We start from the raw sequence: 25,892 nt of genomic DNA on the forward strand, positions 1-25,892 counted from the left end.
GCACACCCGCGCCGCCCGGCGCCATTCATTAGTTAGGCGCACTATTGAGTAGGCGTACGATGGGGCGCATGCCCGAGCTCAGCCGCCGCCACCGTCTGCTGGTGCTCGCGATCTGCTGCACCAGCCTCCTGATCGTGAGCCTGGACAACACCGTCCTGAACGTCGCCCTGCCCTCGATGCAGCGCGACCTCGACGCGAGCCTCGCCGGTCTGCAGTGGACCATCGACGCCTACACCCTGGTCCTGGCCGCGCTGCTGATGCTGGCCGGCTCCACCGCGGACCGGATCGGCCGCAAGCGGGTCTTCATGGCGGGCCTGGTCGTCTTCGCGATCGGCTCCCTGCTGTGCTCCCTCGCCCCGAACCTCGAATCGCTGGTGGCCTTCCGGATGGTGCAGGCGGTCGGCGGCTCGATGCTCAACCCGGTCGCGATGTCGATCATCACCAACACGTTCACGGATCCGCGCGAGCGGGCGCGGGCGATCGGGATCTGGGGTGCGGTGGTGGGCATCTCGATGGCCGCCGGCCCGATCATCGGCGGGCTCCTCGTGGAATCGGTCGGCTGGCGCGCGATCTTCTGGATCAATCTGCCGGTCGGCCTGGCCGCGCTGCTGTTGACCTGGCGGTACGTCCCCGAGTCCCGCGCGCCGAAGGCCCGCCGCCCCGACCCCGTCGGACAGCTCCTCGTCATCGTGCTGCTCGGCTCCCTCACGTACGCGATCATCGAGGCGCCGACCGCGCCGGTCGCCGAGACCCTCGCCCTCGGCGGTGTCGCGCTCGCCGCGCTCCTCGGCCTCCTGCGCTACGAGCCGCGCCGCGCGGAACCCCTCATCGACCTGCGCTTCTTCCGTTCGGCGCCGTTCAGCGGGGCGACGGTGACGGCGATCAGCGCGTTCGCCGCGCTCGGCGGCTTCCTGTTCCTGTCGACGCTGTACCTGCAGAACGTCCGCGGCCTCGACGCCCTGCACGCCGGGCTGTGGATGCTCCCGATGGCGCTGCTGTGCTTCGTCTGCGCGCCGATCGCCGGGCGGCTGGTCGGCGGCCGGGGGCCGCGTCTGCCGCTCCTGATCGCCGGGGTCGCGATGACCGCGAGCGGGGTGCTCTTCGCGGCGTTCGAGGCCGAGACCGAGAACGTCACGCTCGTCATCGGCTACGTCCTCTTCGGCCTCGGCTTCGGCTTCGTCAACGCGCCGATCACCAACACGGCCGTCTCCGGCATGCCGCGCGCCCAGGCCGGGGTGGCGGCCGCGGTCGCCTCCACCAGCCGCCAGATCGGCCAGACGCTGGGGGTCGCGGTGATCGGCGCGGTCCTGGCGGCGGGCATCGGCTCGTCCTCGTACGCCGACTCCTTCGTCGCGGCGGCCCGCCCCGCCTGGTGGATCGTCGCGGCCTGCGGCTTCGCCGTCCTGATCCTGGGCGCACTCACCACGGGCACGTGGGCCCGGGAGACCGCCGCGCGTACGGCGAAGCGCCTGGAGTCACCGGAGGTACGGGATACGGCGTCGCTCCGCTCGTAGGGCAGGTTTGGGGGCGTTCAGCTCGTAGGGCGAGTGCGGGTGCGTCGTGGTTGCTCGCGCAGTTCCCCGCGCCCCTAAAAGCATGGGGCGCGCCCCATGCTTTTAGGGGCGCGGGGAACTGCGCGAGAAGCCCCACCGGGCCGCACCTTCCCCGTTCCTCGGGACGGCACATGAGGTAACGCCTGTGACAACTCCTCGGACTATCTCCCCTGTTGATGTTGGTCTTGCCGCACACTCCTCACGGACCGCACGCACCACACCACGGACCACACGGACTTCACGGTCGCGGAGCCGTGAGGGTGTCGGCTGGAGACGTCATGGAGCAGATCAACACGAGCAGGGTGAGCCGCTGGGACCAGCACGGCCGGCAGCACACCGTGCACGTCCGGCGTTCGGGCGTGCAGCGCACCATCAGCTGCGACACCTGCGGCTGGCGCAAGGGCGCGCAGTTCCTGCCGTGGCTGAAGGCCGAGGAGCACCTCGCCGAGGCCCACCAGGCGACGGTGGACCCCACGGACTCGTGACCGCCGCAGGCTGCCCACCACCCTGCCGTCAGGCCGGTCGGTCGAGTTCCTCGGCGACCCGGTCCATCACCCGCCGCCAGTGCGCCCGTTGACGTTCCCTCTCCTCGGGGCCCGCCATGCGCTCCTGGTGGAAGACGAGTACGGACCTGCCGCCGCCGGCCGCCGAGACGGCGACCTGGACGGTCGTGTCGCCGTAGGTGACGCGGATGCGGTCACCGGGGCGATAGCCGCGCACCTCGCCCGTGGCGCCCGCGTCGGTCTCGTATTCGGCGCCGGGCTCGGGGGTGAGCCGCGCCCCGGCCCCGAGCCACAGCTCCAGCCCGCGCGGCCCGCTGATGAACTCCCATACGGCGGCGGGTGATTGGGGCAGGGTGCGGGAGACACCGACCTGCCATCCGGCGTCCTTGGTGAGTCCGGTGGATCGAGCGGACATGGGGATCACCCTTTCTCTAGGACTTCTGCCGTACGCGGTGGGCGCGGACCTTGTGGCGGTTGCCGCAGTGCTCCATCGAGCACCAGCGGCGGCGGCCGGGGCGTGAGGTGTCGACGTAGAGGAGGTAACAGCGGTCGCCGGCGCACATCCGGATCCGCTGCGCGTACGGCCCGGTGAGGAGGTCGACGGCGTCGCGGGCAACGGTGGACAGGAGTTGCGCGCCGGTCGCCGTACCGTCGGCCCAGCCCCGGGTGCCGTCCGCGCCGAGCGCCGGGGCCAGCGGGGGACGGGCCGCGGCCTCGTTGACGAGGGCGAGGTCGGCGGTGTCCGCCGCGGCGATGCCCAGCTCGGGGAGCCCGGCGTCGCCGACGACCCGCGAGACGGCCGTACGGGTGAGCGCGTCGCGCAGCCGCCGGGCGTACGCCACGTCGTCCGCCGTGACGTGGAGGGCGGGGGGTGTGGGGGTGAGCCGGGACTGTTCGACCCATGCGACCAGGTCAGCGGGGGTGTGCAGTACCTCGTAGCGGGTCAGGGCGCCGGGGCCGCCGGTGACGAGCAGCTCCAGACACAGGGCGCCCGGATCGAACCGGTAGACCTTCCCGGAGTGGGACCGGAGCCGGATGCCACTCGCTTCCGATACTTCCGATACTTCCGGCACTTCTGATGCACCCGACACTCCCGACACCCCCTGCGCAGCCGATGCCCTGGACGTCGAACCCATGTAACCAATATAACCGGTTACATGGCTACGACCACCGCACTGAACTGGAAACTGGTCATCGACACCCGGGACGCCCAGCCCCTGGCCGACTTCTGGGCCGCGGCGCTCGGCTACGAGGTGGAGGACCCGAGCACCCTGATCACCCACCTCCTCGCCACGGGCGACCTCCCCGAGGCAGCCGTGGCCGAGCACAACGGCCACCGCGTCTTCCGCGGCTACGCCGCCGTCCGCCACCCCGAGGACCCGTACGACCCCTTCACCGGCATCGGCAAGGGCCGCCGTCTCCTCTTCCAGGACGTCCCCGAACCGAAGACGGTCAAGAACCGCCTGCACATCGACGTCCACGCGGGCCCCGACGGCCTGGAGGCCCTGGCCGGCCGCCTGGAGACACTGGGCGCCACCCGCGTCGAGGAGTTCGACCGGGGCCCGGCGGGCCACTGGTGGCTGATGCGCGACCCGGAGGGCAACGAGTTCTGCGTGGCGTAGCCCGCGTCGGCGCGGGGCGCCGGCCGCGGCGACGGTCTCAGCGGGTGCGCAGGCCCCGCACCACCAGTTCCACGACCGCCTCGAACTGGGCCTCGATGTCCGGCTGTCCCCAGGCGTAGGCGTAGGAGGGGTCGTGGAAGCGGGCCGTGGCGTGGAAGACGGCGCGGGCGGTGCCGGCCGGGTCGGTGGGGGCGAACTGCCCGGACTCCACGCCCGAGCGGACGATCCGGGTCAACTGGTCCGTCAACTCGGCGACATGGGCGCCGACCGCCTCGCCGTTCTCCCCCGCCAGGACCTGGTACGTGGCGAACAACTCGGGGTCGTCGCCCGCCTTGCGGCGCTTGGCCTCGAAGAGCGCGGCCAGCCAGGAGCGCAGCCGGTCCTCCGGGTCGCGGTCCTCGGCGGCGAGGGCGGTCAGGGTGGCCGTCGTCCGGTCCAGCCAGCGCTTCGTCACCGCCTCGCGCAGCACCGCCTTCGACCGGAAGTGGCGGTAGACGCTGCCGTGGCTGACGCCGAGCGCGCGGGCCACGTCGACCACGGTGGCCTTGGCGGGCCCGTGGCGGCGCAGGACCTCCTCGGTCGCTTCGAGGATGCGCTCGGCGGTCAGGGTCTCGGAGGTCGGTGACATGGAGGGAACCGTACCCGGCGGCGGGATCAGCGCTCGCTGTCGAGGTGTGCCATCTGGGCGGCCGGGTAGCGTTCGCCGGCCGCCGCGTCGGCCGGTACGGCGGCCTCGATCGCCGCGAGGTCGGCCGCGTCCAGGGTCACGTCCAGCGCGCCCAGCGCCTCCGCGAGGCGGTCCCGGCGGCGGGCCCCGACGAGCGGGACGATGTCCTCCCCGCGCGAGAGCACCCAGGCGATCGCGATCTGGGCCACCGACGCCCCCTTCTGCTCGGCGATCTTCCGCAGGGCGTCGACCAGGTCCAGGTTGTGCTGGAGGTTCTCCCCCTGGAAGCGGGGCGAGAAGGACCGGAAGTCCCCCGGCGCCAACTGCCGGTCGCGGGTGAAGTGGCCGGAGATCAGCCCGCGGGAGAGGACGCCGTACGCGGTGACCGCGATGCCCAGTTCGCGCGCGGTCGGCAGGATCTCCCCCTCGATGCCGCGCGAGATGAGGGAGTACTCGATCTGGAGGTCCGTGATCGGGGCCGTGGCGGCGGCGCGGCGGATCGTCTCCGCGCCCACCTCGCTCAGGCCGATGTGGCGGACATACCCCTTCTCGACCAGGTCGGCGATCGCACCGACCGTCTCCTCGATCGGCACGTCGGGGTCGACCCGCGCGATCCGGTAGACGTCGATGTGGTCGGTGCCGAGGCGCTGGAGGGAGTAGGCGGCGAAGTTCCGCACGGCCGCCGGGCGGCCGTCGTAGCCGGACCAGCCGCCGTCCGCGTCGCGCAGCGCGCCGAACTTGACGCTGGTCAGGGCCTGCTCCCGGTGGGCCGCGGGCGCGGTGCGCAGGGCCTCGCCGATCAGCAGTTCGTTGTGGCCCATGCCGTAGAAGTCGCCGGTGTCCAGCAGGGTGACCCCGGCTTCGAGGGCCGCGTGGATCGTCGCGAGGGACTCGGCCCGGTCGGCGCCCGCGTACAGCGCGGACATGCCCATGCAGCCGAGGCCGAGGGCGGAGACCTGGGGGCCGGTGGATCCGAGGGTGCGGGTCTGCATCGTCGTCGTCATGCCTCCACGATGACATGACAGCTGACAGATTTCAATATCTGTCAGCTGTCACTTGTCATCCCGGTCGGCCGCCGCTCACCCCCGCAGCTCAGAGGCTCTCTGCGTTGCCGTCAGCCCTGTCGCAGCGGTATCGCCAGGTCCACCACCTGGCGGCCCTTCGGGAAGGCCCCCGTCGACCTCGCCTGCCCCGTCAGCAGGTCGACGCTGAACAGGCGCGCCCCCGTCACCGCGTACCCGGCGTTCCCCCCGCTCCTCGCCGAGCCGTAGATGTCGAACCCGGTGTTCAGCGGGGCGTCGACGCCGAGCTTGCCCGTGGGGGCGAGGTTGCCCGCGTTGGCCGGGGACTGGACGGAGATCTGGTCCTGCGCGGTGTCGAGGTCGAAGAGGGTGGTCGCGGTGGCGGCGTCGAGATCGTTGTTCGTGTACGCCGCCCCGGTCACCCCGCGCGCGGTGACCCCGGCCGTGGCGGGCGGCACCGGCGGGTTGGTGAGGACACCGTCGACGGCCGTGGCGCCGGCGGCCGGGGCACCCTGGGGGTCGTCCAGGTTGTGGCGGAGGCTCTGCCCGGTGTCGCTGATCACCCGCAGGCGGTTGGCGGCGGGGTTGAAGTCGACGCCGTACGCCGTGCCCTGGAGGGCGACGGTGAGCTGGGAGACCTTGGTGGCCTTGGCGCCCACCTCGCGGAGGGTGTAGACGCCGCCCTTGTCGCCGACGCCGTACAGCTTGTTGTTCTGGACGCGGTAGTCGATGCCGACGAGCCTGGTGTCGTCCTTGAGGCCGCGGACCCTGCCGAGCGGGACGGCGGCGCCGGGCTTGTCGACGCCGAAGACGACGAGCCGCTGGTCGGCGGTGAGCCCGACGGCCTTCAGCCCGCCGGGCACCTTCGCGCCACGGCCGAGGATTCCGCCCTTGGACTCGACTTCGGCCCCGGAGCCCGAGGAGCCGCTCGCCGAGACCCCCATGGACGCCGCCGATCCGCGCGACACGTCGGATCCCCCCAGTGCCCCGGTTCCGACGGCACCGACCGTCCCGATCGCCACCGCCATGGTCAGTACGCCGATGACCGCTTGCTTGCGCATGAACGCCCCCGTGAAGATGCGCGGCCCGCCCTCTGCGGGCCGTGTGCCTCTCCTTCGGAACCGGCGGGGGTCCGGATTGGTGGGTCGTAGGAGATTTTTTCCGGAACCACCGAAGTTCCCCCGACGCTCCCTTGGACACCATTCATCCGCTCTCGGACAATGCGAGATGTCCGCTGTCGGCCCCTTCACCGGCCGCGCGGCCCTCAGGAGGGCGTATGACCATCCGAATCGCCACCTTCAACGCCGAGAACCTCTTCTGCCGACCGACGGTGTTCGGCCTCGACGGCGACGAACGGCGCAGGGAGATCCTGGACGACTTCAACGAACTGGTCGGCCTCCTGGACAAGGAGATCTACCAGGAGGCGGACAGGGAGCGGATCGCCGAACTGATCGTCAAGCACGACGCGCACGACGCGCGGGCGGACGACCGGCCGTTCTTCGTCAACCAGCCCCGGGGCGGCGCCAAGCTCTACACGGTCCCCGCGTCAGGAGGCCCGACCGTCAAGATCGTCGCCAAGGGGCGCCCCAAGTGGTCGGGGTGGGCCGAGCTGCGGCGGGACGACATCGGGTGGGCGGCCGTGGAGAACACCGCCCGAGTGATGGCCGAGGTGGACGCGGACATCCTGCTCACCGTCGAGGTCGAGGACCGGCTCACCCTGGACCGCTTCAACACCCAGGTGCTGGGCGGCGCGGTGGGAGGCACCCCGTATCCGTTCAACCTGCTCGTCGACGGCAACGACAGCCGTGGCATCGACGTCGGCATCCTCAGCCGGTTCCCGATCACGTCCGTGCGGTCGCACATCTTCGATCCCGGCGCGAACGGCCGGCCGGTGTTCAGCCGTGACTGCCCCGAGTTCGAGGTCGAGGTCGCCGGTGAACCGCTGTGGATCCTCGGCAACCACTTCAAGAGCAAGGGCTTCGGCAACGCCGCCGAGAACGACAGACGCCGCAAGGCGCAGGCCACGAGGGTCAGGGAGATCTACGAGGCGGCGCTCGCACGCTCCCCACGGGTCGTCGTGGCCGGAGACCTCAACGACTCCCTCGCGAGCCCCCCGATCAGACTCCTCCTCGACGCGGGCCTGCGCGAGGCCATGACGCACGACAGCTACGGCGCCCAGCCCCCGGGCACCCACGGCACCGGCAAGCGCGACGAGCAGAAGCTCGACTACCTCATGTTCAGCCCGGAGTTGTGGGACCGGGTGACGCACGTGGGCGTGGAGCGCCGTGGCATATGGGCCCCGAGAACCTTCGAGTCCTTCACCACGGTCACCTCCAAGACCGACCAGGCCTCCGACCACGCGGCCCTGTTCGCCGACGTGGACCTGTAAACGCCGAGTTCCCCGGCCCCGTAAGGGGCGCGGGGAACTGCGCGACCAGCCACGAACGACCCGCGGCCGGCCCTCAACCCGAGCCAGGCAGACGCCTGGCCCTAAAAACGCCTACGCGCCCACGAGCCGAGCCGCCAGGTACCCCTCGATCTGGTCGAGAGACACCCGCTCCTGCTTCATCGAGTCCCGCTCCCGCACGGTCACCGCGTTGTCGTCGAGCGTGTCGAAGTCCACCGTCACGCAGTACGGCGTACCGATCTCGTCCTGGCGGCGGTAACGCCGCCCGATCGCACCCGCGTCGTCGAACTCGATGTTCCAGTTCTGCCGCAGCGCCGTCGCGAGCCCCTTCGCCTTCGGGGACAGCTCGGGGTTGCGGGACAGCGGGAGGACCGCCACCTTCACCGGGGCGATGCGGTGGTCGAGGCGCAGCACCGTCCGCTTCTCCAGCTTGCCCTTGGCGTTGGGCGCCTCGTCCTCGGTGTACGCGTCGAGGAGGAACGCCAGCATCGTGCGGCCGACACCGGCGGCCGGCTCGATGACGTACGGCGTGTAGCGCTCGCCCGCCTCCTGGTCGTAGTACGACAGGTCCTGGCCGGAGGCCTTGGAGTGCGCGCCGAGGTCGTAGTCGGTGCGGTTGGCGACGCCCTCCAGCTCACCCCACTCGCTGCCGCCGAACTGGAAGCGGTACTCGATGTCGGCGGTGCGCTTGGAGTAGTGCGAGAGCTTCTCCTGCGGGTGCTCGAACCACCGCATGTTCTCTTCGCGCAGACCCAGGCCGGTGTACCAGTTCCACCGCTCCTGCATCCAGTACTCCTGCCACTTCTCGTCCTCGCCCGGCTTGACGAAGAACTCCATCTCCATCTGCTCGAACTCGCGGGTGCGGAAGATGAAGTTGCCGGGCGTGATCTCGTTGCGGAAGGACTTGCCCACCTGGGCGATGCCGAACGGCGGCTTGCGGCGCGAAGTGGTCTGCACCTGGGCGAAGTTGGTGAAGATGCCCTGGGCGGTCTCGGGACGCAGGTAGGCGATGGAGCCGGTGTCCTGCGTGGGGCCGAGGTGGGTGGAGAGCAGACCCGAGAACTGCTTGGGCTCGGTGAACTGGCCCTTGTTGCCGCAGTTGGGGCAGTTGATGTCGGCCAGGCCGTTCGCCGGGGCGTAGCCCTTCTTCTCCTCGTACCCCTCTTCCAGGTGGTCCGCGCGGTACCGCTTGTGGCACGCGGTGCACTCGGTGAGCGGGTCGGAGAAGGTGGCGACGTGGCCGGAGGCCACCCAGACCTCGGAGGCCAGGATGACGGACGAGTCGATACCGACCACGTCCTCGCGCGACGTCACCATGTAGCGCCACCACTGACGCTTGATGTTCTCCTTGAGCTCGACACCCAGCGGTCCGTAGTCCCAGGCGGCACGCTGGCCGCCGTAGATCTCGCTGCACGGGAATACGAAGCCACGGCGCTTGCTCAGGCTGACGATGGTGTCGATCTTGTCGGCGGCCACGGTGCTCTCTTCATTACGACGACGGGCGACGAAGCGATGCGCTCCTGGAGGAAGCGGACGCGCTTCAGAGCGAATGCTTCAGGTTACCGGCGGGGCGGCCCCTCGGATCAAATCGGTTCGGGGAAGGAGACGGCCGAGAGCGGACAAAGGCCTTACCTTGGGCTTACCACCAGGCTTGTTGACAATCGTTTCCAGACAAGATGAAAATGACTGTCATGAACGCAGTACGACGACGACTTCTGATACCCGCGGCGGCGACCGCGGCCGCCGCCCTCGGGCTCACCACTCTCACGGCCTGCGGTGGCGACACCGCCGCCGCGGGCAACACCGACAAGTTCGACGTCGTCGCGTCGTTCTACCCGATGGCCTTCCTCGCCGAGCAGATCGGCGGGAAGCACGTGAACGTCACCAGTCTGACCCAGCCCGGTCAGGAGCCGCACGACCTGGAGATCAGCGCCAAGCAGACGGCCGCGCTCCAGGAGTCGGACGCCGTGCTCTACCTCAAGGGCCTGCAGCCCTCCGTCGACGAGGCGATCGAGCAGTCCGGCCACGAGACGAAGATCGACGCCGCGACGCTGACCACCATGGAGCACCACGGCAACGAGGTCGGCGGCCACTCGGCCGAGCACGACGACCACGAGAACGAGGAGCTGGAGGGCAAGGACCCCCACGTCTGGCTCGACCCCGTGAAGTACGCCGAGGTCGCCAAGGGTGTCGGCGCCGCCTTCGAGAAGGCCGACCCGGACCACGCGGACACCTACAAGACCAACACCGAGGCCCTGGTCGAGAAGCTGGGCGCGCTGAACGACCAGTTCACCAACGGTCTGAAGAACACCGACACCAAGGTCTTCATCACCACCCACGCCGCCTTCGGCTACCTCGCCGAGCGCTACGGCCTCACCGAGGAGGCCATCTCCGGTCTCGACCCCGAGTCCGAGCCGAGTGCCGCCCGGGTCAAGGATCTTGAGAAGATGGCGAAGGCCGACGGTGTGACCACGGTGTTCTACGAGACACTGGTCAGCGACAAGACCGCGAAGACCATCGCCGCCGACGCGAACCTCAAGACCGACGTCCTCGACCCGATCGAGGGCATCACCGACAAGTCGCGCGGCAAGGACTACTTCGCGGTCCAGGAAGCCAACCTCAAGGCCCTCCAGGCGGCCCTGGGAGCCAAGTGACCTTGTTGATCATCCGGAGGCAGCAGGCATGACCGAGCCCGTCATCGCGTTGCGCGGCGTCCGCGCCGAACTGGGCTCGCGCACCGTCCTGCGCGGCATCGACCTCACCGTGCACCGCGGTGAGGTCGTCGCGCTGCTCGGCGCCAACGGCTCCGGCAAGTCCACCGCCGTACGCACGGTGATCGGGCAGGTGCCGGTCAGTGACGGCGAGATCGAGCTGTTCGGCACCCCCCGGCGCCGCTTCCGCGACTGGCGGCGCGTCGGGTACGTGCCGCAGCGCACCACGGCGGCGGGCGGTGTCCCGGCGACGGTGACGGAGATCGTGGCCTCGGGCCGGCTCTCCCGCACCCGCCTCGGCATCCTCCGCAAGGCCGACCGCGAGGCGATCCGGCACGCCCTGGACATGGTCGGCATGGCGGACCGCGCCAAGGACTCGGTGAACGCCCTCTCCGGCGGCCAGCACCAGCGCGTCCTGATCGCCCGCGCCCTCGCCTGCGAACCCGAGCTGCTGATCATGGACGAGCCCATGGCCGGCGTCGACCTGGCCAGCCAGGAGGTGCTGGCCGGGACCCTGCGCGAGCAGGTCGCCAAGGGCACGACCGTGCTGCTGGTCCTCCATGAACTCGGCCCGCTGGAACCGCTGATCGACCGCGCGGTCGTCCTGCGCGACGGCTGTGTCACCCACGACGGCCCGCCCCCGAAGGCGGTCGGCCAGCACGCCCTGCCCGGCCACGACCACGTCCACCCGCACGCGGCACCGGGCGCCGAGCCCGTCCGTACGGGCCTGCTGAGCTGAGAAGGCACCACGATGGAATTCCTCGACTACGCCTTCATGCAGCGGGCCCTGCTCGCCGCCGTCCTCGTCGGCATCACCGCCCCCGCGATCGGCATCTACCTCGTCCAGCGCCGGCAGGCCCTCATGGGCGACGGCATCGGCCACGTCGCGATGACCGGCGTCGGCCTCGGCTTCATGCTCTCGTGGTCCCCGGTGTGGATGGCGACGCTGGTGTCCGTCGTGGGCGCCGTGCTGATGGAGCTGATCCGCTGGTACGGCAAGACGCGAGGCGACATCGCGCTCGCCATGCTCTTCTACGGCGGCATGGCCGGCGGTGTGATGCTCATCAACCTCGCGCCCGGCGGCACCAACGCCAATCTGATGTCGTTCCTCTTCGGCTCGCTGTCGACCGTGTCACAGGAGGACATCACCGCGATCTGCGTGCTCGCCGCGTTCGTGATCGTGATGACGCTGGCGCTGCGCCGGCAGCTCTTCGCGGTCAGCCAGGACGAGGAGTTCGCCCGCGTCACCGGCCTGCCGGTGCGGGCGCTGAACCTGCTGACGGCGGTCACGGCGGCGGTGACCGTGACGGTCGCCATGCGCGTCGTCGGACTGCTGCTGGTGTCCGCGCTGATGGTCGTCCCCGTCGCCGCCGCGCAGCAGCTCACCCGCAGTTTCGCGGCGACCTTCGCGATCGCCGTGGCCCTCGGGGTGTCCGTGACGATCGGCGGCACGATCACCTCGTACTACCAGGACGTACCGCCCGGCGCGACGATCGTGCTGCTCGCCATCGCCGCGTTCATGGTGCTGACCGCGCTGGCGACACCGCTGGCCAGGCGCCGTGCGAGGGCCCTGGAGACGACCGTCGGGGACCCGGCGGAGTGTGTCGTCCCGAAGGCCCGGGAGGCCGCCGGGACGGGGACCGCGAAGAACACGGTTCCGGCCACGCGCGGCTCCGCCGAGGGGTCCGCGGGGTGACCGGCGGCTGAACGGGGTCGGCGGGGGCTGGCACAATGGCCCCCGCAAGACCGCTACGTGAGGAGGCAACGGTGACGACCGCCGGACCTGTACGAGGTCGTTCCACCCGGCAGCGGGCGGCCGTGGCCGCGGCCCTGGACGAGGTCGACGAGTTCCGCAGCGCGCAGGAACTCCACGACATGCTGAAGCACAAGGGCGACTCGGTCGGGCTCACCACCGTGTACCGCACGTTGCAGTCCCTCGCCGACGCGGGCGAGGTCGATGTCCTGCGCACCTCCGACGGCGAGTCCGTGTACCGCCGCTGCTCGACCGGCGACCACCACCACCACCTGGTCTGCCGGATCTGCGGCAAGGCCGTGGAGGTGGAGGGCCCGGCGGTCGAGAAGTGGGCCGACGCGATCGCGGCGGAACACGGCTTCGTGAACGTCGCGCACACGGTGGAGATCTTCGGCACCTGCGAGGAGTGCGCAGCGAAGGCGTCGTAGGGCGCCCTGGGCCCACCGGGCCCGTCTCCCGCGCCCCGGCTGCGTGGGCTCCGCCCCGTGCCCTTCCCCTACAGCCGGGTCAGGCCCTCGCGGGTGAGGACGGCGCGGAGCCGGTCGGCGTCGGCGGGGGTCGCCAGGCCCCGCTTCGGCAGCACGGTGAGGCGGGGCGCGTGGGCGCCGCTGAGGAGGACGAAGGTGTGCGGGGTCTCCGCGTACCGGGAGACCTGGGACCAGCGGGCCGGGCGCTCCGTGCCGTGGTCGTGCGCGACGGTGACGCCCCACGGGTCCAGCACGGCGCGGTGCAGCCCCAGGGCCGCCGCCCGCCGGTGCAGCAGACGGGCCTGGAGCCGGGGCAGCAGGACGAGGCCGCCGACCGCCGCCACCGGCATCACGAACGCCTGCGCGTCGGGCGTGACGCCCAGGGCGAGCGCCACCGCCGTGACGAACAGTCCCGCCCCGGCGCAGAACAGCAGCAGCCCCCGCCCCCACCGGCCGGCGGCCGAGGCGCGCGCGGACACCCGCACCGCCTCGCGGAAGTCCCCGACCGCCGCCCGGTACACCAGCTCGACGTTCTCCCCGGCGGCCTGCGCCACGGTCAGCCCTCCGTCCGGCCCTTCATCGCGGCTTCCATCGCGAGCAGTTCCTCGTTCGGGACGGCACCGCCGAAGCGGCGGTCGCGGGAGGCGAAGTCCATGCACGCCCGCCACAGGTCACGGCGGTCGAAGTCGGGCCACAGCACGTCCTGGAAGACCATCTCGGCGTACGCGCTCTGCCAGAGCAGGTAGTTGGAGGTGCGCTGCTCGCCGCTGGGGCGCAGGAACAGGTCGACGTCCGGCATGTCCGGGTAGTACAGGTACTTCGCGAAGGTCTTCTCATTGACCTTGGAGGGGTCGAGGCGGCCGGCGCGGATGTCCTCGGCGAGGGCCTGGGCCGCGTCGGCGATCTCGGCCCGGCCGCCGTAGTTCATGCAGAAGTACAGGGTCAGCAGGTCGTTGTCCTTGGTCTGCTCCTGGGCGACCTGGAGTTCCTTGGCGACCGACTTCCACAGCTTCGGCATCCGGCCCACCCAGCGGACCCGGATGCCGAGTTCGTCGAGCTGGTCGCGGGTCTTGCGGATGAAGTCGCGGTTGAAGTTCATCAGGAAGCGGACCTCGTCGGGCGAGCGCTTCCAGTTCTCGGTGGAGAAGGCGTAGAGGGAGATGTTGCGCACGCCGATCTCCAGGGAGCCCTGCAGCACGTCGAGCACGCGCTCGGCGCCGACCTTGTGGCCCTCGGTGCGCGGCAGCCCGCGCTCCTTGGCCCAGCGGCCGTTGCCGTCCATGACGATCGCCACGTGCTCGGGGACCAGCTCGCCGGGGAGCTTGGGCGCGCGGGCGCCGGACGGGTGCGGCGTCGGCGCCTTGTACTCGCGGCGCTGACGCCCGAGGAACCCGCGTACCACCATGTGCTTCTCGTCTCCTCTGTGGTGCTTACGACTTTTCCACGTACCGAAGGGAGCGCAGGCCGCGCTCCAGATGCCAGTGCAGGTAGGCGGACACCAGCCCGCTGCCCTCCCGCACGTGCCGCGGCTCGCTCGCGTCCGCGGTCTCCCAGTCTCCCGTGAGAAGCGCGGCGAGCAGTTCCAGCGTCTGTGGCGAGGGTACGACGCTGCCGGGCACCCGGCAGTCCACGCAGACGGAGCCCCCGGCGGCGACGGAGAAGAACCGGTTCGGGCCGGGCATGCCGCACTTGGCGCAGTCGCTGAAGGTGGGGGCGTAGCCGTTGACGGCGAGGGAGCGCAGCAGGAAGGCGTCGAGGACGAGGTGCGGGGCGTGCTCACCGCGGGCGAGGGTGCGCAGCCCGCCGACGAGCAGCAGGTACTGCTGCACGGCGGGCTCGCCCTCGTGGTCCGTGAACCGCTCGGCGGTCTCCAGCATGGCCGTCCCGGCGGTGTAGCGGGCGTAGTCGCTGACGATGCCGCCGCCGTACGGAGCGATGGTCTCGCTCTGGGTGCACAGGGGCAGACCGCGGCCGATCAACTCGCTGCCCCGCGCGAAGAACTGCACGTCCACATGGGAGAAGGGTTCGAGCCGCGCCCCGAACTTCGACTTCGTCCGCCGCACCCCCCGCGCCACGGCCCGCACCCGCCCGTGCCCCCGAGTGAGCAACGTGATGATCCGATCCGCCTCCCCCAGCTTCTGGGTGCGGAGGACGACGCCGTCGTCGCGGAAGAGACTCATCGCGCGCCCCCGGCGGTTGCCTGCTGGGGGTACGGGGGTCGGCCCCCGGGAGACCGCGGCATGATCCGGTCCGTCTCCCCCGGCTTCCGGGTGCGGAGGACGACGCCGTCGTCGCGGAACAGGCTCATGCCGCCCATTCTCGCCTACGGTCGGGGCTCGGCGGGCGGTCGCCCCTTCAAGGGACCTCGCCCCGGCTGCGGGCGTTCTCGTAGGCGGTCGCGGCGCGCAGGCGTTCTATGGTCGTGGCGGCCCGGACGACCTCGGGGGCGCAGTCCCACTCCCTCCCCCCGCCGACCGGCCGCAGTTGCACGTAGGGCCCCTCGTGACCCATGACGCGGCCGACCTTCCCGGTGCGGGTGTCGACGGCGTAGGTGCCGATCGCCGGCTTCTTCCCGTTCCCGCTCACCGCAGGGCCGCCGTCGAAAAGACCGGTGACGGCAGAACAATTCCCGCCCTTTCGGCCGTCCGCCGCAATTCCTCCACCGATTCCTCCGCCTCTTCGGCGCGCCCGCCGATTTCCGTCCCCCGAGCCCTTCTCCACCTGCCTTCACGGTGCTCCCCAGCGTCACCGAATTTCACTCTTCGCATCTCCTCGATGACCCGCCGTGTCTAAACTCGGCTGGAGTCTGTCCCGCACAACTCCGGGCCGACGCACAAGCGTTGAGCCTTGACCGACGAGCCTTGCGGACCGGTATACAAAAGCCGTGCATTCGCCGTCGCGCCCCACCGGTCCCGCTGATCCCGCCGATCCCCTGGCCGCCGTCACCGACCCTCCGCTGCGCCCCCTGCCGGAGCGGGCCGTGACGCTGCTGCGGAGCCTCGGCGCCCCGCCCCGGCTCGCGGCACATCTGCGGCTCGTGCACGACGTGGCGCACGAACTGGCCGACTGGGTGGAACGGCGGTACCCGGAGCTGCCGTTCGACCGCGCGGCCGCACTCTTCGGGGCCGCCACGCACGACATCGGGAAGGTCACGCACCTCGGGGAGTTGTCGGGCCCCGGTTCCGCGCACGAGGAGGCGGGACGGCGGCTGCTGCTGGAGCACGGGGTCGAGCCGGAGTGGGCCAGGTTCGCGGGGACGCACGCCGCGTGGACGGAGCCCGGCACGGGGTTCGAGGATCTGCTGGTCTCCCTGGCGGACAAGGTGTGGAAGAACAAGCGGGTGCGGGAGTTGGAGGACCTCGTCGTCGACCGGCTCGCGCAGGTGAGCGGCAGGCCCGCCTGGGAGGAGTTCCTGGCCCTCGACGACCTCCTCGACCCGCTCGGCGCCGACGCGGACCGCCGACTGGCCTTCCAGGCGTCGTACCCCGTACGCCCGTAGTCCGCGCGCCCGTAGTCGGTACGCCCGCGCCCCGCGCGCCCGTAGTCCGTACGCCCGTGGTTCGTACGCCCGTGGCCTCGCCGCCGCCCGCGTCGCACCACCGCGCACGACACCGGCCGGTTCTCACAGCATCGTCACAGGTGGTCCTCACCTACGCGGGGAATCTCCTCGTCGTCCACCTAAGATTCCCTTCGGTTGCCCCGTTTTCCGACAACGCTGTGGCGCATCACGTGTCACGGGAAACCACGCGCCGTGCACGAGCGTCGAACGGTGCGTGAGCAACCGCTGTCCCGGCGGTCCGACAGCACGGAAGATGGGGACCCGTGGAGCTGGAATTCCGACTGCTCGGCCCGGTCGAGGCATGGCACGGTGACAGACCCCTGCGGCTGGGCGGCCCGAAACCGCGCGCGCTGCTGGCCGTCCTGCTGCTGCGGGCCGGCCAGGTGGTGCCCGCCGACGCGCTGGTGGACGTGATCTGGGGGGACGAACCCCCGGACACCGCGCGGGCGCTGGTGCAGACGTACGTGTCGGCGCTGCGCCGGGCGCTGCCGCCCGAGGCGGCCGACGCGATCGAGACCCGGCCGCCGGGCTATGTGATGCGGCCCGGGGTCGGCCGGGTCGACCTGGCGGAGTTCGAGGCACGCACGGCCGACGGACGGCGGGCCGCCGCCGAGGGCGACCACGCGGAGGCCGCACGGCTGCTGCGCGGGGCGCTGGAGCTGTGGCGCGGCCCGGCGCTCGGCGGGGTCGGGGAGGCACTGCGGGGTGAGGCGGGGCGGCTGGAGGAGGCCCGGCAGGCCGCCCTGGAGGAACGCATCGCCGCCGAGCTGGAGACCGGCGGGCACGAGGCGGAGCTGGTCACCGAACTCACCGCGCTGGTCGGCGCGCATCCGGCCCGGGAGCGGCCGCGCGGGCAGCTGATGCTGGGCCTGTACCGGCTCGGGCGGCAGGCCGAGGCGCTGGCCGTGTACGCGCAGGGGCGGGCCGTGCTCGCCGAGGAGCTGGGGCTCGACCCGGGCCCGGAGCTGAACCGTCTGTACGAGGCCATCCTGCGGGCCGACCCGGCCCTGCTCGCCACCACGACGGCGCCCACGCCCGTGGAGCCCGCCGCCCCGGCCCCGTCCCGGCCGGTGTCCCTCCTGCCGCCCGCCATCGGCGACTTCACCGGCCGGGAGGAGGAACTGGCGCGGGTCGTCGCGGGGTTGACCGGCGTGCGGGAGGCGATGCCCGTCGTCGTGGTCTCGGGGGCCGCCGGGGTCGGCAAGTCCGCGCTCGCCGTGCAGGCCGCGCACCGGGTCGCCGCTGAATACCCCGACGGGCAGCTCTACGCCGAACTGCACGGCTTCAGCGAGCCCGTACCGCCCGCCGAGGTCCTGGGCCGGCTGCTGCGGGCGCTCGGCGCGGACCCGCCGGAGGACACCGCCGAGCGCGGCGACCTGTTCCGCAGCCTGGTCGCCGGGCGCCGGATCCTGCTGGTCCTCGACGACGCGAACGGCGAGGCCCAGGTGCGGCCGCTGCTGCCGGGCAGCGCCAGCTGCGGGGTCCTGGTGACCTCACGGGCCCGGCTCGGCGGACTCGTCGGGGCCCGGCGCACCGACCTGGACGTCCTGGACGACGCCCGCGGCCTCGAACTGCTCACCCGGGTCACCGGCCCCGAACGCACCCCGGACGACCCGCGGGAACAGGCCGCGGCCCGCCGGATCGTCGAGCTGTGCGGCGGGCTGCCGCTGGCCCTGCGGATCGCCGGCGCCCGGCTGGCCACCCGGCGGCACTGGACGCCCAGCGTGCTCGCCGAGCGCCTCGCCGACGAACACCGCCGCCTCGACGAGCTGTCCGTGGGCGACCTGGAGGTCCGTGCCGGTCTCGGCCTCAGCTACCAGGCCCTCGACGCGTGCGCCCGGCGTGTGCTGCGCCGTATCGCCACCCTCGGCTCGGCCGACGTCGCCGTGTGGGCGGTCGCCGCGCTCTCCGGCACCTCGGAGGACGAGGCCGAGGAGATCCTGGAACGCCTGCTGGACGCCCAGTTGATCACCTGCCCCGGCCGCGACCAGGTCGGCCAGCCCCGCTACCGCCTCCACGACCTGGTCCGCGTCTACGCCGCCGAACGCGCGGAGGCCGAGGACCCGTCCGACGACCGCACGGCGGCGGTGGGCAGGGCCCTGAGCGCGGGCCTCTGGCTGATGGACAGGGTGACGGAGAAGTCCCCGTCGGGCGCGGTCACTTTGAGACAGGGCTTCACCCCGAAGGGGCGCGAGGCCGTAACATATGCGGCTCCGCCGCGTGGGCGCGAGCAACCGCACACAACCGAAAGCCGCGAGACAGCAGAACCCCCCACCCCCGTAGGCGCCCGGACCACCCACCGCGCCCTCACCGACCCCTTCGCCTGGTTCGACGCGGAAGCCGACACCCTCACCACCGCGGTGGAGCGCGCGGCAGCGATGGGCCTGCACACCCTCGCCTGTGAAGCGGCAGCGGCCCTGTGCTCCTCCTCCTTCGCCATCAAGAACCGCTTCGACGCCTGGTGGCGCAGCCACGACGCCGCCCTCGCGGCGGCGCGCCGCGCCGAGGACCGCTCGGGCGAGGCCCTGCTGATCATCGGCCTGGGACAGCTCCGCTACGAGCAGGACCGCATCGCCGAGTCCCAGGAGTACTTCCGCACCGCCGAACGCGTCTGCACCGAACTCGGCGACGTCCGCGGCCGCTCCGCCGCGCTCGCCGGCCTCGGCAGCGCCTGCCGCGAGGTCGGCGAACTCCGGGAGGCGGAACGGGCGTTGACCGACGCCGCCGACGGCTTCCGCCGGATCGGCGACGACACCGGTGTCGGCGTCGCCTGCCGGTACGGCGGCTCCGTACGCCTCGAACTCGGCGACCAGGAGGGCGCGTTCCCGCTGCTCGACGAGTCGCTGCGGGCCTACCGGCGGCTCGGCAGCCGGCGCGGCGAGGCGCTGGCGCTGCGCACGCTCAGCCTGGTGCACCGCTCGCTCGGCGCGTACGAGGAGGCCGCGCGCGTGGCCGAGCAGGCGCTGGAGATCCTGCGCGACCTCGGCGACCCGCACATGGCGGCGTACGCGCTGCGGGCCCGTGCCAAGGCCCGGCTGCGGCTGGGGCACGTCCGGGAGGCGGAGACGGACCTGCACGGGATCCTGGAGGTCTGCCGGACCCACGAGGATCGCTTCGGCGAGGCGCTGACGCTGCGCACGCTCGGCGAGTGCGCGCTGGCCGACGGACGGCTCACGGACGCGGAGGGGCTGCTGACCGCGTCCGCCGCGCTCTGGGGCGTCCTCGCGCTGCCCCTCCCCCGGGCCCGTGCCCTGCGCGATCTGTCCGTGGTCCGGGCCGCGCTCGGGGACCGAGCCGGCTCGGAGGCGCTGCGGGCCGAGGCCATGGCGGTGTTCAACGCCTGCGAGGCCCGCGAACGGCACGAGCCGTGGCCGTGGGAGCGGTCCCCCTGAAGCGGGACCGCAGGGCGCGCAGCGGGCCGGCGGCCGGGCGCCGGGCCCGCAGCTGTCGCCAGGTCGGCTTCGGGCAGCGGCCCTTGGGCCGGGCCTTGGTGAAGTTGCCGTAGGGGACCAGCCGGGGCGGCAGGCCGATCTCGACCCAGTGGGCCCTGCCGGAGGAGGAGTCCCAGCCGTCGTTGGGGATCCGGACGAAGTCGGCGCGGTGGTCCTTGTCCTGGCTGGTGATCTGCAGGACCTCGACGTGGCGCAGGCGGGGCCGCATGACCACGCAGTAGTGCGGCTTCTCGCCGGCGGACTCCCGGAACGGCACCGAGGCGTGCCAGATCTCGCCCGGGGCGGGGCGCCTGCGGCCGCCGTTGAGGCCGCCGTCGTCCCACCAGCGCACCGCCCGGTGGCAGAGGTAGGCGGCTGCGGCGGCCGCCCCGGTCTGGGGCAGGCCCGGGGAGTCCCACCCCGACAGGCCGAGCCGGGCCTCGGTCCACACCACGGCCGCCTGGGCCGCCGCGAGGACCACCGCCGCGTGGGCGACGTAGGCCCACCATGGGCCGGGCCGGGACCACCTGGTGTACGCGGCCACGCCCAGCGCGACGGCGAGGGGCACGCCGTACACGACGGCCGCCTGCGCGGGTGCCGGCTGCTGCGGCAGGGTGTACCGGCCGGCCGATGGATCGGCCAGGGCGACCGGCAGCGCCAGCGCGAAGCCCGCGACGAGCCACGCGATGAGCCGCGGGCAGGTCCTGACGGCTCTGCCCAGCGGTGAAACGTCGGTGCGACCGGCCACCGGTATCCCCTTTCTGCTGCGGAAGATCAGCATCCGCGCGGCCCAACCCCGCGCGGGATCCGTGGAATTGCGTACGCGGATACGTAAACACGGCCGCGTGAGGCGCGTTCCGTACGGTCGGCCCGGCCGAAACCCGCTTGCGGCGGACTTGCAGAGAACTTCCAGCGGAGTGCGCCATTCTCGTTGTTCTCGGGGGAACAACGGATCGGCCGGGCGACCACCGCCCGGCCGGTCGGCCCACCGGAGCGCACAGGGGACGGACCGGTGGGAACGTGACAACAGTGGGATCGCACGCGCAGGACGGGCTGGGGGGACGCCCGGAGTCAGGCCACGAACCACCACTCAAGGGGGGAAGCCCCCGGGGAGGGACATCAGGGGATCAAGTCCCTCCCCGGGGTGCTGCCGCACACCCCGACGCATCGCACCTCCCGCCCGGTGGAAGACGACGCATGCCTTCGATCATCCTCATGAGCGACCCCGAGGTCGCCGGTGTTCCGGTCCAGGAGTGCGGTGAACCACTCGTCGACCTGAGGGAACTGCCCTTCGTGGTGGTCGACTCCCGTCAGGCCGACCCCGAGGGGGCGTACGCGCACCTCCGTGAGGGCGTCGCCTGGCGTCTCGCGCGGGCCGCCCGGCTGCTGCCGGACGGGCTGCGGCTGCTGGTCACCGAGGGGTACCGGCCACTGTCGCTGCAGATCCATTACTTCGAGCGGTACGCCGCCGAGCTGCGGCTCGCCAACCCCGACTGGTCGGAGGAGTACCTCCACGTCCAGACCAGCCGTTCGCTCTCCCCGCCGGAGATCGGGCCGCATGTCGCGGGCGCCGCGGTCGACCTCACCCTGTGCACGGCCGCCGGGGAGGAGCTCGACATGGGCACGCGGCTGGACGCCAGCCCCGAGGAGAGCGACGACGCCTGCTACACCGACGCGCCCAACATCTCCGAGACCGCCCGCCGCAACCGGCGCACGCTCTCCGCGGCGCTCACCACGGCCGGGCTGGTCAACTACCCCACCGAGTGGTGGCACTGGTCGTACGGGGACCGGTACTGGGCGCTGATGACGGGCGCGCCGAACGCGCTGTACGGCCCGGCGAGCACCCCCTCCTAGCCCGCGCCCGCCGCCACACCCGGCCCGCCGCCACACCCAGCCCGCCGAGCACCGGGGCTCCCGCCCCCGTCGCCCCTACCCGTCCCATCCCCGAGGGCTGCACCCCGTCCTCCGTGCCGCTCGGCGGCGCACCCCGTAGCGGGGGTCAGGGGCAGCACCCTGCGGATGGGGCGGGCAGGGGTGGCGGGGTCGGCACGCCCGGCACGGCGAGCGTTCAGGCCGGCGGGTGGGTGCGGTCCGCCGGCTCCCCGAACCGCCGTACGTACCGCCGCTGCCACGGTGTCTCCACCGCGTGCCGGTCGTAGTGCCGGCGGACGTACGCCACGGCCTCCTCGGGCGGTACGCCGTCCAGCACCGCGAGGCAGGCCAGCGCGGTGCCGGTGCGGCCCTTGCCGCCGCCGCACGCGAGCTCGACCCGGTCGACGGTCGCCCGCTCCCACACGTCGCGCAGCACCAGGGCGGCCTCGGTCCGGTCGCCGGGCAGCCGGAAGTCGGGCCAGCGCAGCCAGCGGGACTCCCAGGGGACGTCCGGCGGCTGCTTGCCGAGGAGGTACACGGCGTAGGTGGGGACGCTGCCGCCCGGGAGCGGCCGGCGCAGCCCCCGGCCCCGCACCAGCCGCCCGGAGGGTAGCCGCAGCACACCGGCGTCGGCGGGGTCCCAGGGCCGGGTCGGGGACTCACCCATGACTCAGCCCACCCCCCGCGAGGCCTGCGCCGCCCTGGTCTCGATGCCCCTGAAGTGGTCGGACATCGCCCGCTGGGCGCCCTCGACGTCGCGGGCGCGGAGGGCGGCCACGATGTCCCGGTGGCGGCGGACGGTCAGCTCGGGCGTGGGGTCGTCGGTCCAGCCACGGGCGCCCGCGACCCGCAGGAAGACGGTCCAGAACGCGCCGAGGAGCTGGGGGACGAGGGCGTTGCCGAGGGAGGTGTAGAGGAGTTCGTGGAAGTCGCGGTCGAGTTCGGCGACGGGTTCGCCCGCCTTCCCGGCCGCCTCCATCCGGTCGACGACGGCCGCGAGCGCGTCCAGTTCGTCGTCCGTGAGGGTGCCGGCGACCCGCCGTACGAGGCCTTCCTCCAGGACCTCGCGGATCTGGAGGATCTCGGCGAGCGCGGCGGTGTCGCCGTCGGGCCGGGCCAGGGTGCGGAAGGTCAGGCCGTCGACGAGGGGGGTGAGGGAGGCCTCGCCGACGTAGGTGCCGTAGCCGTGCCGGATGTCGACTATGTCGAGGGCCTGGAGGGCCTTGAGGGCCTCGCGGACGGAGTTGCGGCTGACGCCGAGGTCCTCCATCAGCTCCGTCTCGGTGGGCAGCGGCGCGCCCGCCTGGAGCCTGCGGTCGAGGATGAGCTGCATCACCTCGTGCTGGATCTGGCTGCTCACCCGCCGCTCGGGCCGGCGCCGGCTCCCGCTCTCCTGAGACATGCGCCGCATCGTACGCTCGCCGGACATCCGACGTCCCACCTCCGGACGGAAACCACGTGAACCGATCAGGGGAACGCCAGGTTAACGCCCCGCGATCACGCCGGGAAACCCTCTCCTAACGGACCCTCAACTGTCGTGTTTTCACACCGGTGTTGATCCGCCATTGGTCGCACCTCTGGCACGTACGCCATTCGTGTGCGCTCTCTTGACCGCCCCCACGGGCGCTCCTAAGGTCACGCTGCTCCCTGTAGGACGTAGGACGTCGTATCTCCTCTCCCCCTCTGGAGGAACCGTGCGCGACGTGATCCGTGACGCCCCGGCGCCGAGCCGCCGATCGCTCCTCAAGTACTCCGGCGCGCTGGGCGCGGCCGCCGCCGTCTCCTCGTCGCTGGCCGCCTGTTCGGCCGGGCCGGAGTCCACCAACGACACCGGGGGCACAGGCGGCGGGAACGGCACCCTGACGGCCGTCATCGGCTACGGCAACGACGGCAGCTGGGACCCGACCCAGACCGCGTCCGCCTTCTGCATGGCCGCCAACAACCACATCTACGAGGGCCTCCTCGACACGGACCCCATCTCCCGCGAGCCGTACGCGGCGCTCGCGACGGCCGTGCCGGGCGATGTCGACGGCACGTCGTGGACGTTCGAGCTGCGGCCCGGCGCCACCTTCCACGACGGCAGGCCGGTCACCGCCGACGACGTCGTCTTCGTGTACGAACGCATCCTCGACCCCGGCACCCAGACCCTCGCCAAGGGCTTCTTCGCGAGCTGGCTGAAGGAGGTCAGGAAGATCGACGCGCGGAACGTCGAGCTGGTGCTCCGGTTCCCCTTCCCGGACGGCATCGCGCGGCTGACGCTGGCGAAGATCATGCCCAAGCACGTCTTCTCCCGGCCCGGCGCCTGGGAGGACGCCATCAAGGGCAAGGCGATCGGTTCGGGGCCGTACCGGCAGACCGCGCACCACCCGAAGTCCAACACCACGTTCGAGGCGTACGCCGACTACAACGGCCCCCGCCCGGCCGCCTTCCGGAAGATGAACTGGCTGACCATCGTGGACGCGGCCCCGCGCGTGGCGAAGATCTCCGGGGCGAGCGCGGGCGCGCAGATCGCCGACAACATCCCGTACGCCAACATCGGGCAGCTGGAGAAGGGCGGCATGTCCGTCCAGGGCGGCTCCGGGATGAACAACCTCTTCCTCATGTTCAACACCCGGAAGAAGCCCTTCGACGACGTGCGGGTACGGCAGGCGCTGCACCACGCGATCGACCGCGACAAGATGATCGAGGTGGCGCTGAAGGGGCACGGGAAACCGGCGAGTTCCTTCCTCAACGAGGGCAATCCGAGCTACCGGCCGGCGAAGAACGTGTACGCGTACGACCCCGACAAGGCGAAGGCGTTGCTGGCCGAAGCCGGGGTGAAGGGACTGCGCATCGAGATCCTGGCGGTGAACGTCAGCTGGGTCGTGGACTGCCTGCCGACGATCAAGGCGTCCTGGGACGCGATCGGGGTCGAGACGACGCTCTCGCCGCAGGAGACCACCGCCGTCTTCACGAAGATGGACCAGAAGCAGGACTACCAGGTGGTCGCCGCCGCCTCGAACCCCAACCAGTTCGGGCTCGACGCCGATCTGATCATGCGGTACAACTACGGCCCGCAGAACCTGTGGATGCAGTACGCGCGGTGGGCCGACGACCCCGTGGCCAAGGCGCTCTTCAAGGACATGGACCGGGCGACGCGGGAACCGGACGCCGACCGCAAGAAGGCGATGGTCCAGGACTACATCGACATCGTCGCCGAACAGGCCGTGCTCTACCCGGTGGTGCACAACGAGCTGATGACCGCGTGGAACCCGAAGCGGCTGTCGGGGATAAGGGCACAGCCGTATCCGGGGATCAACCTGCTCCAGGCCAAGTGGGTCTAGCGTGGTCGCCGTCCTGCGGATCCTGCTGCGGCGGATCGCGCTGCTCGTCCCGCTGCTGCTCGGGATCATCCTGTTCGTCTTCGTCGTCATGCGGTTCTCGGACGTCGACCCGGCGTCCGCGTTCTTCCAGGGGGCCAATCCCACGCCGGAGCAACTGCGCGAGTTCCGTGAGGAGAACGGGCTGCTGGATCCGCTGCCGGTGCGGTACGCCGGGTTCGTCGGCGATCTGCTGCACGGGGACATGGGGGTCAGCGCGCTCACCCGGGCGCCCGTGGTCGACCAGGTGATGACCGCGCTGCCGCTCACGCTCCAGCTGACCTTCCTCGGGCTGGGCATCGCGGTCGTGCTGGCGCTGCTCGGCGGGGTGACGGCGGCGATCCACCGGGACCGGCTGCCGGACCAGCTCATCCGGGTGGTGTCGCTGACCGGGGTGGCCGCGCCCGGGTTCTGGCTGGCGCTGCTGATGATCCAGTACCTGGCGGTGGACCTCGGCTGGTTCCCGACGGGCGGGTACGTCAATCCGGCGGACTCCTTCACCGGCTGGCTGGAGACGATGACGCTGCCGGCGCTCGCGCTGTCGCTGCCGGTGGCGGCGCAGCTCACCCGGATCGTGCGGACGGCGGTCGTCGAGGAGCTGGACAAGGACTACGTGCGGACGGCGATCGGCAGCGGCCTGCCGCCCCGGGTGGTGGTGGGCCGCAACGTGCTGCGGAACGCGCTGATCAATCCGCTGACCGTGCTGGGGCTGCGCGTCGGCTATCTGCTCGGCGGCGCGGTCGTCATCGAGACGATCTTCTCGCTGCCGGGCATGGGCAAGCTGATGATCGACGCCGTGAAGAACGGCGATCCGGCGGTCGTCCAGGGTGTCGTGCTGACCACGGCCGCCGGCTTCGTGGTCGTGAACCTCGTCATCGACGTCCTCTATCTGCTGGTGAACCCCCGCCTCAGGGAGGCGAGTTGACGCCCATCGAGGGATGCGGGCCGATGTCCCGACGCCCGGAC

At 71.8% G+C, this 25,892-nt stretch carries 26 protein-coding genes; 13 read left to right on the forward strand and 13 right to left on the reverse strand.

The genetic code is table 11. From position 1 onward, the window contains the following. Positions 1 to 68: 68 nt before the first annotated feature. Positions 69 to 1,514 carry an MFS transporter gene (locus tag L3078_RS15025; RefSeq protein ID WP_239754129.1) on the forward strand — a complete coding sequence of 482 codons (1,446 nt, stop codon included), beginning with the start codon at positions 69 to 71 and terminating at the stop codon, positions 1,512 to 1,514. A 317-nt stretch (positions 1,515 to 1,831) separates the two neighbouring features. After that, the gene (locus L3078_RS15030; protein WP_239754131.1) at positions 1,832 to 2,038 is read left to right on the forward strand and encodes a hypothetical protein; all 207 of its coding nucleotides are present in this window, start codon (positions 1,832 to 1,834) and stop codon (positions 2,036 to 2,038) included. 28 nt (positions 2,039 to 2,066) lie between these two features. Here the strand turns inward: L3078_RS15030 and L3078_RS15035 are convergent, their stop codons facing one another. Both L3078_RS15035 and L3078_RS15040 read right to left on the reverse strand, forming a co-directional pair. Further along, positions 2,067 to 2,471 (reverse strand): SRPBCC domain-containing protein, encoded by a 405-nt coding sequence (locus tag L3078_RS15035; RefSeq protein WP_239754132.1) that lies wholly within the window; start codon positions 2,469 to 2,471, stop codon positions 2,067 to 2,069. 16 nt (positions 2,472 to 2,487) lie between these two features. After that, positions 2,488 to 3,192: a CGNR zinc finger domain-containing protein gene (locus tag L3078_RS15040; protein ID WP_420864063.1), complete on the reverse strand. Its 705-nt coding sequence runs from the start codon at positions 3,190 to 3,192 to the stop codon at positions 2,488 to 2,490. A gap of 21 nt (positions 3,193 to 3,213) precedes the next feature. On the opposite strand from L3078_RS15040, the gene L3078_RS15045 reads away from it, so the two are divergent. Next, the gene (locus tag L3078_RS15045) at positions 3,214 to 3,678 is read left to right on the forward strand and encodes a VOC family protein (protein WP_239754134.1); all 465 of its coding nucleotides are present in this window, start codon (positions 3,214 to 3,216) and stop codon (positions 3,676 to 3,678) included. A 37-nt stretch (positions 3,679 to 3,715) separates the two neighbouring features. On the opposite strand, the gene L3078_RS15050 is transcribed toward L3078_RS15045, so the two are convergent. From L3078_RS15050 to L3078_RS15060, 3 genes are all read right to left on the reverse strand, one after another. After that, positions 3,716 to 4,306 carry a TetR/AcrR family transcriptional regulator gene (locus tag L3078_RS15050; protein WP_239754135.1) on the reverse strand — a complete coding sequence of 197 codons (591 nt, stop codon included), beginning with the start codon at positions 4,304 to 4,306 and terminating at the stop codon, positions 3,716 to 3,718. Between the two features lie 26 nt (positions 4,307 to 4,332). Further along, complete coding sequence (locus tag L3078_RS15055; protein ID WP_239760327.1) at positions 4,333 to 5,337, reverse strand: aldo/keto reductase; 1,005 nt, start codon at positions 5,335 to 5,337, stop codon at positions 4,333 to 4,335. A 122-nt stretch (positions 5,338 to 5,459) separates the two neighbouring features. Further along, positions 5,460 to 6,428, reverse strand: coding sequence for a DUF4394 domain-containing protein (locus tag L3078_RS15060; RefSeq protein ID WP_239754136.1), 969 nt, complete (start codon positions 6,426 to 6,428; stop codon positions 5,460 to 5,462). Positions 6,429 to 6,643: 215 nt separating this feature from the next. Here L3078_RS15060 and L3078_RS15065 point away from each other — a divergent pair, with 215 nt between their 5' ends. Then, on the forward strand, positions 6,644 to 7,756 hold the full coding sequence (locus L3078_RS15065) for an endonuclease/exonuclease/phosphatase family protein (RefSeq protein ID WP_239754137.1): 1,113 nt from the start codon (positions 6,644 to 6,646) through the stop codon (positions 7,754 to 7,756). Positions 7,757 to 7,867: 111 nt separating this feature from the next. Here the strand turns inward: L3078_RS15065 and L3078_RS15070 are convergent, their stop codons facing one another. Continuing rightward, positions 7,868 to 9,250 (reverse strand): glycine--tRNA ligase, encoded by a 1,383-nt coding sequence (locus L3078_RS15070; protein WP_239754140.1) that lies wholly within the window; start codon positions 9,248 to 9,250, stop codon positions 7,868 to 7,870. Between the two features lie 215 nt (positions 9,251 to 9,465). Here L3078_RS15070 and L3078_RS15075 point away from each other — a divergent pair, with 215 nt between their 5' ends. The 4 genes from L3078_RS15075 (at position 9,466) to L3078_RS15090 (ending at position 12,666) form a co-directional block, all read left to right on the forward strand. Next, positions 9,466 to 10,428: a metal ABC transporter substrate-binding protein gene (locus L3078_RS15075; protein WP_239754141.1), complete on the forward strand. Its 963-nt coding sequence runs from the start codon at positions 9,466 to 9,468 to the stop codon at positions 10,426 to 10,428. A 28-nt stretch (positions 10,429 to 10,456) separates the two neighbouring features. After that, complete coding sequence (locus L3078_RS15080) at positions 10,457 to 11,224, forward strand: metal ABC transporter ATP-binding protein (RefSeq protein ID WP_239754142.1); 768 nt, start codon at positions 10,457 to 10,459, stop codon at positions 11,222 to 11,224. 12 nt (positions 11,225 to 11,236) lie between these two features. Then, positions 11,237 to 12,181 (forward strand): metal ABC transporter permease, encoded by a 945-nt coding sequence (locus L3078_RS15085; protein ID WP_239754143.1) that lies wholly within the window; start codon positions 11,237 to 11,239, stop codon positions 12,179 to 12,181. 71 nt (positions 12,182 to 12,252) lie between these two features. Further along, entirely contained in the window at positions 12,253 to 12,666 is a 414-nt protein-coding gene (locus tag L3078_RS15090; protein WP_239754144.1) for a Fur family transcriptional regulator, read from the forward strand. Between the two features lie 68 nt (positions 12,667 to 12,734). Here L3078_RS15090 and L3078_RS15095 read toward each other — a convergent pair whose 3' ends face one another. From L3078_RS15095 to L3078_RS15110, 4 genes are all read right to left on the reverse strand, one after another. Continuing rightward, positions 12,735 to 13,259, reverse strand: coding sequence for a YcxB family protein (locus tag L3078_RS15095; RefSeq protein WP_239754146.1), 525 nt, complete (start codon positions 13,257 to 13,259; stop codon positions 12,735 to 12,737). A 2-nt stretch (positions 13,260 to 13,261) separates the two neighbouring features. Beyond that, positions 13,262 to 14,110 carry an isoprenyl transferase gene (locus L3078_RS15100; protein ID WP_239754148.1) on the reverse strand — a complete coding sequence of 283 codons (849 nt, stop codon included), beginning with the start codon at positions 14,108 to 14,110 and terminating at the stop codon, positions 13,262 to 13,264. 25 nt (positions 14,111 to 14,135) lie between these two features. Further along, positions 14,136 to 14,885, reverse strand: coding sequence for a DNA repair protein RecO (gene recO / locus L3078_RS15105; protein ID WP_045557459.1), 750 nt, complete (start codon positions 14,883 to 14,885; stop codon positions 14,136 to 14,138). A 175-nt stretch (positions 14,886 to 15,060) separates the two neighbouring features. Then, positions 15,061 to 15,291, reverse strand: a complete 231-nt coding sequence (locus tag L3078_RS15110; protein ID WP_060884773.1) for a hypothetical protein — start codon at positions 15,289 to 15,291, stop codon at positions 15,061 to 15,063. 346 nt (positions 15,292 to 15,637) lie between these two features. Here L3078_RS15110 and L3078_RS15115 point away from each other — a divergent pair, with 346 nt between their 5' ends. Continuing rightward, positions 15,638 to 16,204 carry an HD domain-containing protein gene (locus L3078_RS15115; RefSeq protein ID WP_239760328.1) on the forward strand — a complete coding sequence of 189 codons (567 nt, stop codon included), beginning with the start codon at positions 15,638 to 15,640 and terminating at the stop codon, positions 16,202 to 16,204. 323 nt (positions 16,205 to 16,527) lie between these two features. After that, the gene (locus L3078_RS15120) at positions 16,528 to 19,656 is read left to right on the forward strand and encodes an AfsR/SARP family transcriptional regulator (protein WP_239754149.1); all 3,129 of its coding nucleotides are present in this window, start codon (positions 16,528 to 16,530) and stop codon (positions 19,654 to 19,656) included. Here L3078_RS15120 and L3078_RS15125 read toward each other — a convergent pair. Next, positions 19,598 to 20,443 (reverse strand): hypothetical protein, encoded by an 846-nt coding sequence (locus L3078_RS15125; protein WP_239754150.1) that lies wholly within the window; start codon positions 20,441 to 20,443, stop codon positions 19,598 to 19,600. The two genes, L3078_RS15120 and L3078_RS15125, sit on opposite strands and share 59 nt — an antisense overlap. 449 nt (positions 20,444 to 20,892) lie before the next feature. On the opposite strand from L3078_RS15125, the gene L3078_RS15130 reads away from it, so the two are divergent. Further along, a complete protein-coding gene (locus tag L3078_RS15130; RefSeq protein WP_239754151.1) occupies positions 20,893 to 21,549 on the forward strand; it encodes a M15 family metallopeptidase in 657 nt (218 codons plus the stop codon). A gap of 214 nt (positions 21,550 to 21,763) precedes the next feature. Here the strand turns inward: L3078_RS15130 and L3078_RS15135 are convergent, their stop codons facing one another. Further along, positions 21,764 to 22,234: a protein-tyrosine phosphatase family protein gene (locus L3078_RS15135; RefSeq protein ID WP_239754152.1), complete on the reverse strand. Its 471-nt coding sequence runs from the start codon at positions 22,232 to 22,234 to the stop codon at positions 21,764 to 21,766. 3 nt (positions 22,235 to 22,237) lie between these two features. Further along, positions 22,238 to 22,978: a FadR/GntR family transcriptional regulator gene (locus tag L3078_RS15140; RefSeq protein ID WP_239760329.1), complete on the reverse strand. Its 741-nt coding sequence runs from the start codon at positions 22,976 to 22,978 to the stop codon at positions 22,238 to 22,240. A gap of 283 nt (positions 22,979 to 23,261) precedes the next feature. Between L3078_RS15140 and L3078_RS15145 the strand changes: the two genes are divergently transcribed. Both L3078_RS15145 and L3078_RS15150 read left to right on the forward strand, forming a co-directional pair. Next, positions 23,262 to 24,890, forward strand: a complete 1,629-nt coding sequence (locus L3078_RS15145; RefSeq protein WP_239754153.1) for an ABC transporter substrate-binding protein — start codon at positions 23,262 to 23,264, stop codon at positions 24,888 to 24,890. Position 24,891: 1 nt separating this feature from the next. Then, positions 24,892 to 25,851, forward strand: coding sequence for an ABC transporter permease (locus L3078_RS15150; RefSeq protein WP_239754154.1), 960 nt, complete (start codon positions 24,892 to 24,894; stop codon positions 25,849 to 25,851). Positions 25,852 to 25,892 lie beyond the last annotated feature (41 nt).

The sequence above is a fragment of the Streptomyces deccanensis genome (assembly GCF_022385335.1).
Lineage (GTDB): Bacteria > Actinomycetota > Actinomycetes > Streptomycetales > Streptomycetaceae > Streptomyces > Streptomyces deccanensis.